The 16,197-nt window shown below is 39.1% G+C and carries 12 protein-coding genes, 1 pseudogene and 1 riboswitch; of the genes and pseudogenes, 5 read left to right on the top strand and 8 right to left on the bottom strand.

Annotated elements, in window-relative coordinates:
- Nucleotides 1-44: 44 nt before the first annotated feature.
- The 4 genes from AB1284_RS03540 to AB1284_RS03525 all read right to left on the bottom strand — a co-directional run bounded on the left by AB1284_RS03540 (nt 45) and on the right by AB1284_RS03525 (nt 5,165).
- Nucleotides 45-665 (bottom strand): hypothetical protein, encoded by a 621-nt coding sequence (locus AB1284_RS03540; RefSeq protein WP_429751612.1) that lies wholly within the window; start codon nt 663-665, stop codon nt 45-47.
- A gap of 233 nt (nt 666-898) precedes the next feature.
- On the bottom strand, nt 899-2,089 hold the full coding sequence (locus AB1284_RS03535) for a M20 family metallopeptidase (RefSeq protein WP_429751614.1): 1,191 nt from the start codon (nt 2,087-2,089) through the stop codon (nt 899-901).
- Nucleotides 2,090-2,121: 32 nt separating this feature from the next.
- The gene (locus tag AB1284_RS03530) at nt 2,122-3,567 is read right to left on the bottom strand and encodes a YfcC family protein (RefSeq protein WP_429751615.1); all 1,446 of its coding nucleotides are present in this window, start codon (nt 3,565-3,567) and stop codon (nt 2,122-2,124) included.
- A 578-nt stretch (nt 3,568-4,145) separates the two neighbouring features.
- Nucleotides 4,146-5,165, bottom strand: a complete 1,020-nt coding sequence (locus AB1284_RS03525) for a GH25 family lysozyme (protein ID WP_429751616.1) — start codon at nt 5,163-5,165, stop codon at nt 4,146-4,148.
- A gap of 205 nt (nt 5,166-5,370) precedes the next feature.
- On the opposite strand from AB1284_RS03525, the gene AB1284_RS03520 reads away from it, so the two are divergent.
- Nucleotides 5,371-6,087 carry a DUF4386 domain-containing protein gene (locus AB1284_RS03520; RefSeq protein WP_429751617.1) on the top strand — a complete coding sequence of 239 codons (717 nt, stop codon included), beginning with the start codon at nt 5,371-5,373 and terminating at the stop codon, nt 6,085-6,087.
- Here the strand turns inward: AB1284_RS03520 and AB1284_RS03515 are convergent.
- The gene (locus AB1284_RS03515) at nt 6,084-6,668 is read right to left on the bottom strand and encodes a Crp/Fnr family transcriptional regulator (protein WP_429751619.1); all 585 of its coding nucleotides are present in this window, start codon (nt 6,666-6,668) and stop codon (nt 6,084-6,086) included. The genes AB1284_RS03520 and AB1284_RS03515 overlap by 4 nt on opposite strands.
- A gap of 130 nt (nt 6,669-6,798) precedes the next feature.
- Nucleotides 6,799-7,008 (bottom strand): annotated as a pseudogene (locus AB1284_RS03510) (NAD(P)H-dependent oxidoreductase); the annotation flags it as partial.
- A 53-nt stretch (nt 7,009-7,061) separates the two neighbouring features.
- On the opposite strand from AB1284_RS03510, the gene AB1284_RS03505 reads away from it, so the two are divergent.
- Nucleotides 7,062-8,531 carry a glutamate decarboxylase gene (locus tag AB1284_RS03505; RefSeq protein ID WP_429751620.1) on the top strand — a complete coding sequence of 490 codons (1,470 nt, stop codon included), beginning with the start codon at nt 7,062-7,064 and terminating at the stop codon, nt 8,529-8,531.
- A 747-nt stretch (nt 8,532-9,278) separates the two neighbouring features.
- Here the strand turns inward: AB1284_RS03505 and mmuM are convergent.
- Together mmuM and mmuP are read right to left on the bottom strand one after the other, a co-directional pair.
- Nucleotides 9,279-10,226 carry a homocysteine S-methyltransferase gene (gene mmuM / locus AB1284_RS03500; protein ID WP_429751621.1) on the bottom strand — a complete coding sequence of 316 codons (948 nt, stop codon included), beginning with the start codon at nt 10,224-10,226 and terminating at the stop codon, nt 9,279-9,281.
- A complete protein-coding gene (gene mmuP, locus AB1284_RS03495; protein ID WP_429751623.1) occupies nt 10,201-11,610 on the bottom strand; it encodes an S-methylmethionine permease in 1,410 nt (469 codons plus the stop codon). Before mmuP ends, mmuM begins: the two co-directional genes overlap by 26 nt.
- Before the next feature lie 81 nt (nt 11,611-11,691).
- A riboswitch (SAM riboswitch) is annotated at nt 11,692-11,796 on the bottom strand.
- Nucleotides 11,797-12,194: 398 nt separating this feature from the next.
- Between mmuP and AB1284_RS03490 the strand changes: the two genes are divergently transcribed.
- From AB1284_RS03490 to gntP, 3 genes are all read left to right on the top strand, one after another.
- The gene (locus AB1284_RS03490; RefSeq protein ID WP_429751625.1) at nt 12,195-12,926 is read left to right on the top strand and encodes a GntR family transcriptional regulator; all 732 of its coding nucleotides are present in this window, start codon (nt 12,195-12,197) and stop codon (nt 12,924-12,926) included.
- Nucleotides 12,919-14,454, top strand: a complete 1,536-nt coding sequence (gene gntK, locus AB1284_RS03485) for a gluconokinase (protein ID WP_429751626.1) — start codon at nt 12,919-12,921, stop codon at nt 14,452-14,454. The genes AB1284_RS03490 and gntK overlap by 8 nt, the downstream gene beginning before the upstream one ends.
- 249 nt (nt 14,455-14,703) lie before the next feature.
- A complete protein-coding gene (gene gntP / locus AB1284_RS03480; protein ID WP_429751628.1) occupies nt 14,704-16,050 on the top strand; it encodes a gluconate permease GntP in 1,347 nt (448 codons plus the stop codon).
- The last annotated feature ends 147 nt before the right edge of the window (nt 16,051-16,197 follow it).

Genomic DNA, 16,197 nt, shown 5'->3' with positions numbered 1-16,197 from the left:
TGAAGCACAAAAATACGGATTCCAACTATTGATTTAACCGTTTCTCATTGTTTACGGAATTGGCTAAATTTCTTCCAAGGCGGACAAAACTCTGCTGTATAGAAATACGCATTTTCTATAGGAAGATTCAATTGTTGAGCAATATCATAAATCGTTGTCAAATCGATCGGGCGTATGCCCAAATCAATCACTTTACCAATCGTCTCCGGGACAAGTTCTTTTAATCCATGAGTAACCGCCACATCGATACCCTCAAGTACAGGCCGGATTTCCGCTGGCTCCGGAACATATGGAATAAAGTGCAAATGATCAAACCCCAGACGATTCAAAAGCTCAATGGCATCTACAATCGTGTCCATACTGTTCGAGACAAATAGACATTGGGTTCCCGGAGCTAAATCCATCAGTTGTTCGAGCTTTGGCAAATGAACGGTTCTTCTAGCAAACAGTGCCCGCTCATGGAGTGGTTTCGGTAAACGATCCAATATACTTTCGGCCGAAACTAGAATCAGTTCACACTCATCCACTAATTGGCTATCCAGCTCCTCGTGCTCATGAACAGCATAAATCTGAATATTTGTACCGAAAAACATTCTCAGGTTAGTCTCAAAGGTTTGTGCTAGCTTTTCCCCTCTTGTTAACAGTAAAATACTTGGTCTCTCCATTTTTCTCTCCTCTTAAAATCTCTTTTTTAGAATGAAAATAACCTAAAAATAAACCTAAAACTATAAATAAAAACTCCTATCAGAGTATTTCAAGGAAACCAGACCGCTATTAGAGGAAGTTTTTTATCTCGATAGGAAAGTTCGTTCGTTTTTCACGCTTTTTCTAATTTAAACTTTCCTATGCGAAAAAAAAATGCAAGTTCCAAACCTGGAGTTGCATTTTTTTATTAAAATTATAATTTACGAAGAAGGTGGGCAATCAAGGCAGCCCTAACGGGAAGTTGATTGATTTCAATATGCTCAATTTCGGCATGGTTACCTTCTCCCACTGGACCTAACCCATCTAGCGTTGGAATGCCTAATGCGGAAGTGAAATTCCCATCACTGCCCCCACCCACTGATTCCTCAGTCAAGTGAAACCCTAATTCAGATGAACATGTTTTTGCCAGATTAAACAATTTTTCATTTTGAGCTGTTCTTTCCATAGGCGGACGGATAACTCCACCTGAAACCTGTAAGGATATCCCTTCCAGATGCGGCTTTAGCCCATAAATGATTTTCGAAACACGCTCCCCCTCACCGAACTGGCTGATTCGCAGATCCACGGCCAGTTCCGCTTGTTCTGCTACCACATTTCCGGCAGTCCCTCCTCGTACCACGCCGACATTTAGAGTTGTATCCAACTCATAATCAGTAAGTGAGTGCAAGAATAAAATTTGATGAGCCATTTCCTGTATCGCGCTGATTCCATCCCGATGATCCTGCCCTGCATGCGCTGCTTTTCCTTTAATCTGGATCGAAAACTTGCCAACTCCTTTTCGAACTGTTTTAAGTGCACCTGTATGTGGCGCTGCCGGCTCAGGAACGAGAACAACCTGGCTCTTTAAAGCTTCCTGTTCGATCAATGCCCTAGACGTTTTGCTTCCAACCTCTTCATCACTAGTGCATAAGAAAACGATTTTCTTGTTTAAGGAAATCCCCAACTCACGGCAAGCTTTCAGCGCCCAAAGGGCTTGGGTAATTCCTCCTTTCATATCCAGGATGCCCGGCCCATACGCCTTGTTTCCTTCTACTCGGTAGGAAAGCCTTCCCACCTCCCAGACAGTGTCAAAATGGCATATGATTAAGATTTGGGCATCGCCTTTCCCATAACTAAACCGCAGGTGATTCCCCGCATGCTCTTGGAGAATCACTTCCGCCTCAACGTCAAGATACTTCTTAAACAGCTGTTGAATCACTTCTCCACATTGATCGACCCGTACTTTCGAATGCGAAGGCGATTCAGCCAGCACAAGTGTTTTTAGATCCTCCAGGATATCTTCTTGGTGTTGCTTTAAGTATTCTAGTACTTTATCCGTATTTGAAGTCCCCTTTTCCAGGATATCTCCTTGGTGTTGCTTTAAGTATTCTAGTACTTTATTCATATTTGAAGTCCCCTTTATTTATCGTCAATCTCTTAGAAAGGTCCCCAGTTGATCATCATACCGATAATGATGAAAAGACATCCGAGAACAAACCAAACTGCCGTTAATGGAAGCATAAACTTCAGCCATTTTCCATAGGGGATACCACTCATTGCTAGTACCCCCATCACCACACCGGATGTTGGATTGATGGTATTTACTACCCCTTCCCCAAATATAACCGCCTGAACAGCTACTTGACGTGTAATATGCAGTAAATCTGCCAAAGGGACAAGAATCGGCATCAACACGGTAGATTCCCCGGAACCGGAAGAAATCAAAAAGTGCAGAGCTGCACTTCCGATAAACATTCCAATCGAAGCGGCAATCGGAGACAACGGTTCAAGGAGATGGACCAACGCATTGACGATAGTATCTAATATCTTTGCATCCTCAAGGATTAAGCCCACTGCTCTGGCCATCCCCACAATGAGAGCTCCATAGACCATTTGTTTACAGCCTTGAATAAATGTCGATGCAATGTCATTTGCACTCATTCGTGCAATCAAACCGGCGCCGATGGCAATAAAAATGAAAAGACCAGCCATTTCATTTTCTGTCCATTTAAATCTCTGAGAGAAAATTATAAAACCTAACAAGGATAATCCCGCAAACGATAAGATTAGCTTTTGCTGCAAGGAAACCTTTACCGTAGTCTCTATTTCAGCACCTTTCACTGCAACCTCAGAAGTGAACGATTCTGGGCCAAGGATGCTCTTGGCTGGGTCCTTTCTAATTTTGCGTGCATACATATATATATATATAATAGTAGCGGCCAGAAACGCTATGTAGATAATGATCCGGTAGCCCATTCCCGAGAAAAGCGGAAGTTGGGCAATACGCTGCGATAGTCCAAGCGTTTGAGGGGCAAAAACAGGTACGTTCCAACCAGCATAGGTTCCTAGATAAATAAGGGCAACGCCGAAAATAGGATCCAATTTCAACCCACGTGCAATAAGTAGTCCTAATGGGATGAAAGCGATTACAGAATTGACCACAATTCCAGTTGTTCCTAAAATAGAAAATATCAACCCTACAGGGATAATTAAAAATAGCAAGCGATTCCTGAATCGGGTAACGGTGGACTTAAGAAACGCATCGATTGCACCCGATTTTTCAATGACAGCTAAGGCTCCGCTTGTAAATAGGATAAGGAAAATAAGCGGCGCGCCTTTTACCATTCCGTTTTGGATTGTAGTAAAGAATTCTACGAAACCAGTGGGATGTGAATGAACAAAATGAAAACTTCCAGGTACCGTCGTGGTGATATCTCCTTTTTTTATCCTTTTAAATGCACCTGCTGGTAAAATGTATGTGGCAATAGCGCAGATCAATGCAACGAAAAATAATAGAACATAAGCGTCAGGCTGTACGAATCTTCTTTTCTTTTCTACTCTCTTCTGATCTTCAACCGCTGTCTCTTTCCTAATAGATTGCATGAAGTATCCCCCAATTCCAAAAATTTTTTTTCATCTTGCTCCTCCTCTATCCTTTAGAGTTTTGCCCCCGTTATTTTTATTGGCTCCTTAAAAGGCCATCCACCTCATTTCTATTTGTTATAAAATTCAGAAGTTGCAGTTTATTATGCAAGAATCATGCCAACTTCAATTACTACGAATATTCTATTAAATACTGATCTTCAGTCGGTTTTTAGGATGTTTTATTGGTTATTGGATACCCCAAAATGTAACCATTATTATATTTTGAACAAGATTCATGAAAACAGATTATATCCCATAAAGGGATAAAGCTCCAATGGTATGTACATGTGCCTGATTGTTGAATTAGCTAATATACAATAAGTTTCTATTTCATCTTTTATCTTTATGGTTCATTCAAGGTGAAAAAACATAGCTATCGAAAACGAGAGGATAAGTGTAAAGAAACAAAAACCCCGAATCATGGGCTTTTTTAGTGTCCACGATTCGAGGTACAGTTCAATTTGATGGGTAACCCCCATTATATTACTAACAATTTTAACAACCGCAGCGTATACCGTTTGGAGTTTGTCCACTATTTAACAATTAGAACATACAGAAAGTAATTCATAATTTATATAACTAGGGTCGTAATAAATGAATTGATTTCCTCCTAAGTTTAACCATCCATTTTGTTCGTAAAATACTTTATACGACTCATTATGACGTAATGTACGAATCACATTGCCATTCATAGAAGGCTGATCCCTTAAATTCACATTATCACCTGTGATTGTAGCAACTCCTATATAGTTACAGTAACAAATATAACTAGGATCATAATAAATAAATTGATCTTTCCCTACGCTTAACCATCCATTTTGTTCATAATATACTTTATACGACTCATTATGATGTAATGTACGAATCACATTGCCATTCATGGAAGGTTGATCTCTTAAATTCACATTATCACCTGTGATTGTAGCAACCCCTATATAGTTGCTGCTTCCATTAGGATTACTGATATCTAAATCTATATAGGATGTATTACAATCGACATTACCATGAATCCCTTGTACTGTTCCGCTATCTGTGTATTGCCAAATATCACAGTCAATTCCTGGACCCCTGTCATTATAACGTGCAATCCACAATAAAGTATTTTCTAGTAAACGTGAAGGATTTAGACTATTTTCAAAGAAATATAGATTGCTATAAACTCCGTTATTTATATACCCTGCATTTTTTAATTCTGTTAAAAATGCATTCACAGCATCTGTTAATGTATTTGGATCTAAATTCCCATCATTAACTTCTACATCCACAAATACAGGCGCAGTTAATGTGACGTTCTGTAAATTTTTAATGAAGAAAGCAGCCTCTTGTTTCGCATCATTAACAGAGATTGCTCGAAAAAAATGGTAAGCTCCTGTAAGAATGCCAACATGATTGGCACCATTTATATTGTATTGAAAGGTTGGATCAACATAATTGGTACCCTGCTCAGAACCCTCTGTTGCTTTTGCAAACATAAAGTTTACCTGTTTAGGATCATTCTTTACTTGATTCCAATCAATTGTCCCCTCATAGTGACTAACATCAATTCCAAATGACATGATAGAACACTCCTGAATCGTTTATTTAATTTTGTTTGGTATTAATTTATATTGATCTATATTTATATTTATATTCTCAATCTATTAAATTGTTAATAGATGCTTAAGGACATCTATTAAATTTCCACTCTTGACTTAAGTCAATGACCATTCATCACCTCCCCACTAAAATGAAAATTAATAATGTAATATAGGAGGTTATCTTATGGCTATCATAGTAAAAAAGCAATCGGATCAACGAAAATACGCCCTAACTGCTGGTATATTGCTTATCATCATGGCACTTGTTTCATTTTTTTCCTATGGATTTGCCCATGCAAGCCTTGTTGTGAAAGGCGATGCCAGCGCCACATTTCACAACATCATGTCATCAAATAGCCTTTTCAAAGCTGAAATCTTTGGCTGGATCATCATCCTAATAAGTGACATTGTGGTCGCCTGGGCTTTCTATATTTTCCTGAAGCCCATTCATAAAAACCTTTCATTGCTAGGTGCATGGCTCCGCCTTACCTATGCGGCTATATTGGGAATCGCCATACTAAATTTAATATTTGCGTTGCTTCTCACGAAATATACAGACTATTTCTCATTACTTAAAACAGATCAACTTCAAGCACAAATGATGCTATTTTTAGAGGCATTTCAATCTATTTGGTCTATTGGTTTAATCATTTTTGGCGGGCATCTCATGGTTGTGGGTTATATAGCTTTCAAATCAAACAGCATACCAAAAGTCATTAGCATCTTATTATTGCTTGCTTCAATAGGCTACATCGTCATTCACCTGTGCAACACGTTTCTTCCAGAATATGATGAAGCCATTTCAATACTTAACCTTGTATTTAGTGTGCCGATGATTGCAGGAGAATTGGGTTTTGGTATATGGTTACTGTTCAAGGGAGGAAAAGTCTGGGCTTCCTAAAAATTATTTTTATAGATTCGTTTCTTAATTCTACTTAATGACTCTGGAGTAATACCAAGATAACTTGCCAGCTGGTGTTGAGGTACACGATTGGTTAAATGCGGTCGTTTCTGTAAAAGTGCTTTGTAGCGTTCTTCAGGTGTAGATGCAAGAAATGAAGCCATTTCATCTTGCATGTCACCTAGTTTTTCTTCAATCATCTTGCGTATCATTGTTTCCAATTGTGTATATTTGTTATACATGTCCTTTTCGGTATCAAGGTCACCAACGACCAATATACAGTCTTCTGCACAAGTTAAAGAATACGCCGATGACTTGTCTTGTTTATGATAATTGAAATTTGCAATTGCTTGTTCTTCCATGTAGAAATTAGATGTAACCTCTTTTCCAGTTTCATCTATAGAATACTGCCTAACGCATCCCTTCAATACGAAATAACATGTAGTAGGAACATCTCCTTGTCTAAGGAGCATTGTTCCTTTTTTATATTCTTCAATCAGTATATCTTTAACGATTGCTTGTTGTTCTTCTTCATTCAACGTTGTAAATTTAGTCAAATACTTCAATAATATGCTTTCCATTTTGCTTTTTAGTCAACTCCTTTGATAGAAACGTTCATGAAAAACGCTATTCTTTTTATATATTTCTATAAAAAGAATAGCGTTTTTTTCATTATTTAAAAAGTTACTTTACTGTCTTTTATTTTGTTAATTAAAACGTACTTGCTACTTTAACAGCTTTTTCAAGCCCTGACGCAATAATTTCTTCTGCTCTATCTGGGAATTGGTTGTGGCCTTCAATTACTACTTTCTCTATATCTTTTGCACCGAAGAAGCCCATCATATTTGCTACATATTTAATAGCCATTTCCATTTCAGCTGCTGGTCCTTCAGAATATACACCGCCACTTGCGTTTAACAAATGCTTTTTTGTAAATAATATGTTTGTTAAACAATTCATTAAGGGGGGCTTGTATGCCACAGAATCGAAAAACAGAAGTTCAAAACGATGCATACGAAGGAAAAGAGATCATACCAGATAATCCACAATATCTACCGCGTCACGTGCAAATGGAGCTGCCTCACGAATTTTCTATAAATCCTCTGTTTGCCCGCGCAGGAGAATCAGTCGTTCCGCGCTTTCACATGTCTGATGAAGGCATGTTACCAGAAACAGCGTATCAAATCGTCCATGATGAAATTGCTCTTGATGGCAATGCCCGCTTGAATCTTGCAACATTCGTTAGCACATGGATGGAGCCTGCCGCAGAGAACTTATATGCCAAATCATTCGACAAGAACATGATTGACAAGGATGAATATCCACAGACAGCTGAAATTGAGGAGCGGTGTGTCCGCATTTTAGCCAACCTCTGGCATTCGCCCACCCCCCTTACGACTATGGGCGTTTCAACAACTGGATCGTCGGAAGCATGTATGCTCGGGGGGCTTGCGTTAAAGAGACGCTGGCAAAACGCACGCAAAAGCGAAGGGAAGCCGGTGGATCGGCCCAATATTGTGTTTAGTTCTGCTGTTCAAGTCGTTTGGGAAAAATTCGCGAACTATTGGGAGGTTGAACCACGCTATGTGAAGGTTAGCCCAGAGCATCCCCGATTGGATCCTCAGGGGGTCCTCGCTGCCGTGGATGAAAATACGATTGGTGTGGTACCGATTCTCGGTGAGACTTATACCGGGCTTTACGAACCGGTTGCCGCCATCGCGAAAGCGTTGGACGATTTACAGGAGAGGACGGGCCTCGACATTCCCATGCATGTGGATGCGGCTTCGGGAGGATTTATAGCACCGTTTCTTCAACCAGATTTAGTCTGGGATTTTCAATTACCGAGGGTGAAGTCCATCAATGTATCCGGACATAAATATGGATTAGTCTACCCTGGGTTGGGTTGGATAATTTGGCGGGAAGCTGAAGATCTCCCTGAGGATCTAATCTTCCGCGTCTCCTATTTGGGCGGGAACATGCCGACTTTTGCCCTGAATTTCTCTCGTCCTGGCGCACAAGTGCTCCTGCAATACTACAATTACCTGCGTTTAGGAAAAAATGGGTACCATGATGTCCAAAGGGCTTCTCAGAAAGTCGCTCTTTTTCTTAGCAAGGCAATTCAGCAGATGGAACCGTTCGAACTTTTGTCCGATGGTTCGGATATTCCGGTTTTCGCTTGGCGACTGAAAGATGGTTACACATTAAACTGGAATCTTTATGATTTATCTCGACAATTGCGTGTGTTCGGCTGGCAAGTACCCGCCTATCCATTGCCTCCAGATATGGAAGCGGTGACGATTATGCGCGTTGTGGTTCGAAATGGATTTTCCATGGATCTCGCGCATTTATTTTTGAGGAACCTCAAACAGGCTGTTGCCTTTCTGGATTCCCTGGACGGGCCTATGCCACATGATACGAAATGTGATAATGGGTTTCATCACTAAATGGGGACAGATCCCGTAGTCATGAAGTTGAGCTAACCACCGTTGAAATTAACTATCTTAGATAAATCCCTCCATTAAGAAATTTATTGGAGGGACTTTTCATGGAGATTAAGTCGACCAATAAGGATATACTTTATACAGAAGAAAAGTTTATATCTCTTATCGGTTTGGGGAACAGGTTAAGTACCCGATCTGATAAATAGACGGAGAGATTCCGCCTATTGACTCGAAAAATATGAAAATGTGTAATTTTGCTTTGCATAATCAGAAAACCTCCCCTTATAAACCCCGGAACGAGCTCTATTCTGCATCTAGCCGAAAAATCTGCGCTTATTTCACTATCGCTGGTTACTCAATTAAGGACAAGACTTCATATTTAAAGGAGGAAGTGAGAGGGGGTAGGGTGATCCAAGAGAACCTTATTTACATACGTCACGGTGAACCGCACCATAAGTAAATGAGATTAGAGGTTTTTATATTTAATAGAACAAAGGGAGCTTGTCTTGTCAGATAATCTCCCTTTGTTAGATACTAACTAAAATTTTCAAAAGGCCTTCATTTTAAAGAAAAACGGTTGTTTAGCTCTTCATTATCTAGACCATATACCTTAATAATCTCTTGAATAATACTGTTTCCAGCATCATCCCAGGAACTGGCCCAAAGTGAGACAAAGCTTCCCGGCTTATTTGGATGCTTAATAGTGGATGTTCAGCCCTTGCCCTCAGTTTGCTTTGTTCAGATACAAGTCTAGGAAGTCCGCCATGTTTTTGAAATCTCCTCAATATGATGAGGTGTGGTTCTGCAGCATCCTCCTATTAACCGAGCCCCTGCATTGTACCATTCTTTAGATTTAATATCGAAACTGTTACATAATTGTTGACCAGACCATGTTTTGGTTTCTGGACTATACATTTCACCTGAGTTCGGATAAACAAGAATCGGTTTTTTTGTGTTTCTACTCAATTCTTGGATAGCACCTGTGACAACAGCTACTGGTGCACAATTGATACCAATTGCTGCAATTTGTTCACTTCCCTCAAACAACTTTGCACAATCCGCAAGCTTAGTACCATCACTTATCTCTTTCTCATTTTTTAAAGAAAAGGATAGCCAAGCATATGTTTCTGGAAACTCCCGCAATAATGAATCTAATACTTTTGCTTCTTGCAAGGAAGGAATCGTCTCAAAGGCTAATAGATCGGCCCCTGCTTCAATCAACGCTGACATTCTTGAACGATGAAATTCTGCTAATATTTCATCTGTGACACCATAATTACCAATATATTCTGAACCATCTGCCAAGTAAGCTCCATAAGGACCAACTGATGCAACAACCAATGGTTTAGGCCTATTCGTTTGCGTATTTTTCCTCCAGTAATCATCCCTTGCTCTTCTTGCAAGTAACACTGTTTGCTTAATTAACTCTAAAGCTTCCCTTTCTTGTATTCCGCGCCCAGAAAAACCATCAACAGTAGCTTGATAGCTTGCCGTAATGGCACAGTCCGCTCCAGCATGAAAATAGTCAGAGTGAACCTGATAAATTAATTCCGGATTCTCAAGTAATACACGTGCTGACCAAAGGGAATCATTCAAATTACATCCGTGTGACTCCAATTCTGTAGCCAGTGCTCCGTCAAGTAGCATAATTGAATGTTGAGATAAAATAGCATCAATTGGATTGATTTTGTTGGACATAATCTATTCCCCTTTTCTTTACATTTTGTGCTAGATAATAACTTCCGTAGCAAAACACTATAAATGGAACACCACAATATAAAGCAATTCGTTGTGTAGGATCAAACGCAATCCCGATACATGACGCAAAACAAATGATAAAAGAAGCGACTGGTACCAACGGATAGAATGGTGTGCGATAGACCAAGTCATCTACAGAATTTCCTTCTTTTAAATATTGTCTGCGAAATAGGAACTGTGAAGCACTAATACTCATCCAAACTACAACCACTGCTAAACCTGAAATGGAAACTAGCACAATATACACAGTATCCGGTGCCACGATACTTGAGAACAGAGCCAAAGCTCCTCCCAACATGCTGAAAATGACCGCATTGATTGGAACACCCTGTTTTGTCATTTTTGCAAAAGTAGGAGATATTGTGTTCTTATTGGCAAGCGACCACAGCATTCTAGAAGAGGCATAAAGGCCTGAGTTTGCAGCAGATAGAATAGCCGTTAGTATAACGAAATTCATAATATCTGCCGAATATGGCACCCCAACTCGTTCAAGAACCGCAACAAAGGGACTCTCTAATACTCCTGCATCGGAACTAGGTAATAACGCAGATAAAACAATGATCGTTCCTACAAAAAAGATAATCAATCTCCACAACGTAATACGAATGGCCTTTGGTATCGTTGTTTCTGGATTCACTGTTTCACCGGCTGCAATTCCTATTAATTCCGTTCCTGAAAAAGCAAAGTTAACGGCAAGCATCGTCATTATAATGGCAAAAGCACCATGAGGAAATAGACCTGTACTTGTAAAGTTAGAAAAGAATGGCGCTGACTTTGAATGAGCCATCGGCACAAAACCTACTATTGCCGCTGCTCCTAAAACAATAAATATTACAATAGCGATTACCTTTATAGAGGCAAACAAAAATTCAGATTCAGCAAAAAATTTAACCGTCAGTACATTTAATACAAAGATTAAAATGGCAAAAAGCGTACTCCATATCCAGACATTGATGGATGGAAACCATCTCTGCATAAGCAATCCTGCAGCAGTAAATTCAGAACCTAAGGCAACAGTCCAAGTTAACCAGTACAACCAAGCTACTGTATACCCTGTCCCTGGTCCAATGTATTTAGATGCATAACTATGAAATGCACCCGTTTCAGGCATATGTACGGAAAGCTCACCTAAACACAGCATAACTAGATAAACCACTAATGCACCAATCAGGTAGGAAAGAATTGTACCAAATGGACCAGCTTGTTGAATCGTGTAACCTGAACTTAGAAATAATCCAGTCCCAATTACCCCACCAAGTGATAACATAACTAAATGACGTGCTTGCATTTTCCTTTGAAATTCTTTCCTATTTTTGTTCTCCATTCCTACTCTCCTTCCTACTATCCAGAGAAAACAAAAACGCACTCTATAAAAGAGTGCGTGGCTGACAAATAAAAACGTACCCTCCTATCTATCAGGTTCATCACCCGCTGGAATTAGCACAGTATCTTAAGCAGACCTGTTGCTGAGGTTTCGTAGGGCCAGTCCCTCCACCTCTCTGGATAAGAATATTTTTTTATAACCTTATCAATCTATGTAAAAATTGTCAATGTGTTTCTGCACTTATAAATACCTTCTAATTTATTTACTCGTTTTTCCCGTTATTCAAAAAGGAATAAAGAAGATAGGTAGAGGATAACTGCTAGTACGCGCCCAATCGATTCAATTAACCATTAGTAGGAGATACTACCACTTATGGAAGTTTCACTTTATAAAAAATATTTATTTTCCTTATATAAGTTGGAAAATAAAGTCTGTTTATCATTCCTTATTATTCTAAACTCTCATCAAACTTGAACAAATGCTGCAGGGAATCTAGATGAAACAAAATAAAAGCGCTTGCATAATTAAAAATCCGAGTTATAATACTTGTATACAAGTATACTTGATTAACATGAGGTGAAGTTATGGCGGAATCAATGGAATTTCTTTATCCTGAAAAATGGCTTTCAAAAGCTTCTACTGGTGACCGTGTTGCAAGCGAACTTAGAATGCGCATTATTGCAGGCAAAATTGAAAGCGGTACCATTCTATCGGAAAATAAATTAGCTGCCGATTTTTCTGTAAGTCGGTCACCCGTTCGTGAAGCATTAAAAGTACTAGCATCCGAAAATATTATTCGCTTAGAAAGAATGGGCGCCGTTGTCATTGGTTTAACCGAAAAAGAAATCGAAGAAATATATGATGTCCGTTTACTTATAGAAACGTTTATCTTTGAACGGCTAGTAAAGATGGACACAAATGAGTTAGTAAGGGAACTAAATAAAATTATGGAAATGATGAAAATCGCCATTAAATATCATGATGCTGATGAGTTTTCTTATCAAGATCTCTTATTCCATGAAACGATTATTCGTACTATTCATCATTCCCATATCCTGATGATTTGGAATAATTTAAAGCCTGTTATGGAAAGCTTAATCCTTTTATCAATGCGTACCCGTTTCAAAGAAAAGTACGAAGACTTTGAACGGATTATTAAAAATCATGAGCTTTATATAAAAGCAATCGAAGCAAAAGATCGAGCTCTCATGATTAAAGCCTTACATCAAAACTTTGATGATGTTCAAGGGAAAGTTGAAGACCTTTGGATGTCACAACAACTGTTATCTAAAGGAGTAGAGCAAGAACATGAGTAGCTATATGTTAGGTATAGATATCGGTACTACAAGTACCAAAGCAGTATTATTTACTGAAAAAGGCGAAGTCATCCAAACAGAGAATATTGGTTACCCGCTTCGCACACCGGATATATCCACAGCGGAACAAGATCCAGAGGAGATTTTTCAGGCTGTTTTACAAGCGATTTCAAATATAACGAAACATCATTCAGATAAACAACTATCGTTTATTTCATTTAGCAGCGCCATGCATAGTGTCATTGCCATGGATGAAAATGACGAGCCGCTGACACCTTGTATCACTTGGGCAGATAATCGCAGTGAAGCATGGACACGTAAAATCAAAGATGAACTGAATGGCCATGAGGTTTATAGACGAACAGGAACACCTATTCACCCCATGTCACCGTTAAGTAAAATTACTTGGATTGTGAATGACCATCCTGAAATCGCTGTTAAAACGAAAAAGTATATCGGAATCAAAGAATATATCTTTAAAAAATTCTTTAATCAATATGTTGTTGATCATTCCCTCGCTTCATGCATGGGCATGATGAATCTAAATACACTAGATTGGGATGAAGAAGCTTTACAAATTGCTGGTATAACACCTGCCGAGTTGTCTGAGCTCGTACCAACCACTACGATATTTAGCAACTGCAATCCAGATTTAGCTAAGAAGATTAGAATCGATCCACAAACACCGTTTGTTATTGGTGCCAGTGATGGCGTGCTTTCTAATCTAGGTGTGAATGCAATTCAAAAAGGCGAGATTGCGGTCACAATTGGGACAAGTGGTGCCATTCGAACCATCATAGACAAGCCGCAAACAGATACAAAAGGAAGAATATTCTGTTATGCCCTAACAGAAAAGCATTGGGTAATTGGTGGACCGGTAAACAATGGAGGAATGGTCCTTCGCTGGATTCGCGATGAACTTGCTTCATCAGAAGTGGAAACGGCGAAAAGGTTAGGAATTGATCCATACGATGTATTAACCAAAATTGCTGAGCGCGTGAGACCTGGTGCAGACGGATTATTATTCCATCCATACCTCGCAGGTGAACGTGCGCCATTATGGAATCCAGATGTACGCGGCTCCTTCTTCGGTTTAACAATGTCACATAAGAAGGAACATATGATTCGTGCAGCCTTAGAAGGCGTTATTTATAATTTATACACCGTATTTTTAGCATTAACTGAATGCATGGACAGTCCTGTGACCCGTATTCAAGCAACAGGAGGCTTCGCAAGGTCTGACGTTTGGCGACAAATGATGTCCGATATTTTCGCATCTGAAGTCGTTGTTCCCAAAAGCTACGAAAGCTCCTGTTTAGGTGCATGTATATTAGGTCTCTATGCTACAGGAAAAATTGATTCTTTTGAAATCGTTTCCGAAATGGTTGGCAGCACCTACAAACACACACCGAAAGAAGAAGCAACAAAAGAATACAGACAATTACTGCCGATATTTATTAACCTATCAAGAGCATTAGAAGACGATTATACACGAATTGCTAATTATCAAAGAAATTTAATAAAGTAAAACTTTCATCAGTAATCCCCTCTCTTCTCTCTTTCAATTTTAAGGTTGGGGGTTATTGCCAAAAAATAGGGGATAAAGTGAAACTTCCATTCGGAGGTGCTTTTCCTTCGAATAGTTAGTTGAACCAATCGGGCTTTTACGGACAGTTATCCCCCACTCCTCGTTTCTCTTTGAATCTTGAAGTGGGGGCTTACTGCCCGCGAATAGCGGGATAAACACAAATACAGCTAATATTAGGGGGAAATTACGATGCCATTAGTCATTGTAGCAATTGGGATTTTAGCATTACTTTTACTGATCATGCGCTTTAAATTAAATACATTTATTTCATTAATCATTGTATCGTTCGGCGTTGCTTTAGCACTTGGAATGCCGCCAGAAAAAATCGTTAAAACGATTGAAACAGGATTAGGCGGAACACTCGGTCATTTAGCACTCGTTTTTGGACTTGGTGCGATGTTAGGTAAGTTGCTCTCAGATTCTGGGGGCGCACAACGTATTGCCATGACCCTTGTGAACAAATTTGGTGAAAAGAACATTCAATGGGCTGTCGTGACTGCCTCATTCATTATCGGTATTGCATTATTTTTTGAAGTAGGATTAGTATTATTAATTCCGATTGTATTTGCTATTTCAAGAGAATTAAAAGTTTCTATCTTGTATCTCGGTATTCCGATGGCAGCAGCTTTATCTGTGACACACGGATTTTTACCGCCACACCCAGGACCAACTGCTATTGCTGGTGAATTGCATGCAAACATTGGTGAAGTATTGCTCTACGGTTTTATGATAGCGGTTCCAACAGTTATTTTAGCTGGACCTGTATTTACTAAAATTGCGAAAAAGCTAGTACCTGAAGCATTCAACAAAACTGGTAATATCAAATCTCTAGGTGAACAGAAAGTATTTAAACTTAAAGACACACCTAGTTTTGGAATCAGTGTTTTCACCGCTTTACTACCTGTTATTTTAATGGCAATCGCTACGATTATTACGTTGCTGCAAAAAACAATAGGATTTAAAGATAATAGTTTACTAGCAGCTATCGAGTTTATTGGGAATGCTGATACTGCCATGTTAATATCCTTATTAGTTGCGATCTATACAATGGGACTCTCAAGAAATATTCCAATCAAAAACGTGATGGAATCTTGTACAACAGCGATCTCAAATATCGGGATGATGCTCTTAATCATTGGTGGAGGCGGAGCCTTCAAACAAGTATTAATTGATGGCGGTGTTGGTAACTATGTAGCCGAATTATTTAAAGAAACTTCATTATCACCGATCTTACTTGCTTGGATCATCGCTGCCATCTTACGTATTTCCTTAGGGTCTGCTACGGTTGCTTCATTAACAACTGTCGGTTTAGTAATTCCGATGTTAGGTCACTCTGACGTTAACCTTTCTTTAGTTGTCCTTGCAACAGGAGCTGGTAGTTTAATTGCTTCACACGTGAATGATGCTGGTTTCTGGATGTTCAAAGAATATTTTGGTTTAAGCATGAAAGAAACATTTGCAACATGGACCTTACTTGAGACTATCATTTCCGTATCTGGATTAGGATTTACGTTATTACTAAGCTTATTTGTATAGATATTTCTAGACAGCAAAACCCTCACTTGAATGAGGGTTTTGCTGTCTATTCATCTTAAAAAAATATTATTTACTTATGATACGGTTCACCTTTATGAATCTATATGAGGTAAACTTCTAGATAATTAAACTCTATTTGCCTTACCA

Source organism: Bacillus sp. S2(2024) (assembly GCF_050474045.1).
Lineage (GTDB): Bacteria > Bacillota > Bacilli > Bacillales > Bacillaceae_G > Bacillus_A > Bacillus_A yunxiaonensis.
This window is presented reverse-complemented; position numbering and strand designations above follow the sequence as displayed.

Coding starts and splice junctions, on each gene's coding strand:
- AB1284_RS03540 (WP_429751612.1), bottom strand. CDS start 665: ATGGAGAGACCAAGTATTTTACTGTTAACAAGAGGGGAAAAGCTAGCA.
- AB1284_RS03525 (WP_429751616.1), bottom strand. CDS start 5,165: ATGTCATTTGGAATTGATGTTAGTCACTATGAGGGGACAATTGATTGG.
- mmuP (WP_429751623.1), bottom strand. CDS start 11,610: ATGGAGAACAAAAATAGGAAAGAATTTCAAAGGAAAATGCAAGCACGT.
- gntK (WP_429751626.1), top strand. CDS start 12,919: ATGAGTAGCTATATGTTAGGTATAGATATCGGTACTACAAGTACCAAA.
- AB1284_RS03530 (WP_429751615.1), bottom strand. CDS start 3,567: ATGCAATCTATTAGGAAAGAGACAGCGGTTGAAGATCAGAAGAGAGTA.
- AB1284_RS03490 (WP_429751625.1), top strand. CDS start 12,195: ATGGCGGAATCAATGGAATTTCTTTATCCTGAAAAATGGCTTTCAAAA.
- AB1284_RS03520 (WP_429751617.1), top strand. CDS start 5,371: ATGGCTATCATAGTAAAAAAGCAATCGGATCAACGAAAATACGCCCTA.
- AB1284_RS03535 (WP_429751614.1), bottom strand. CDS start 2,089: ATGAATAAAGTACTAGAATACTTAAAGCAACACCAAGGAGATATCCTG.
- gntP (WP_429751628.1), top strand. CDS start 14,704: ATGCCATTAGTCATTGTAGCAATTGGGATTTTAGCATTACTTTTACTG.
- AB1284_RS03505 (WP_429751620.1), top strand. CDS start 7,062: ATGCCACAGAATCGAAAAACAGAAGTTCAAAACGATGCATACGAAGGA.
- AB1284_RS03515 (WP_429751619.1), bottom strand. CDS start 6,668: ATGGAAAGCATATTATTGAAGTATTTGACTAAATTTACAACGTTGAAT.
- mmuM (WP_429751621.1), bottom strand. CDS start 10,226: ATGTCCAACAAAATCAATCCAATTGATGCTATTTTATCTCAACATTCA.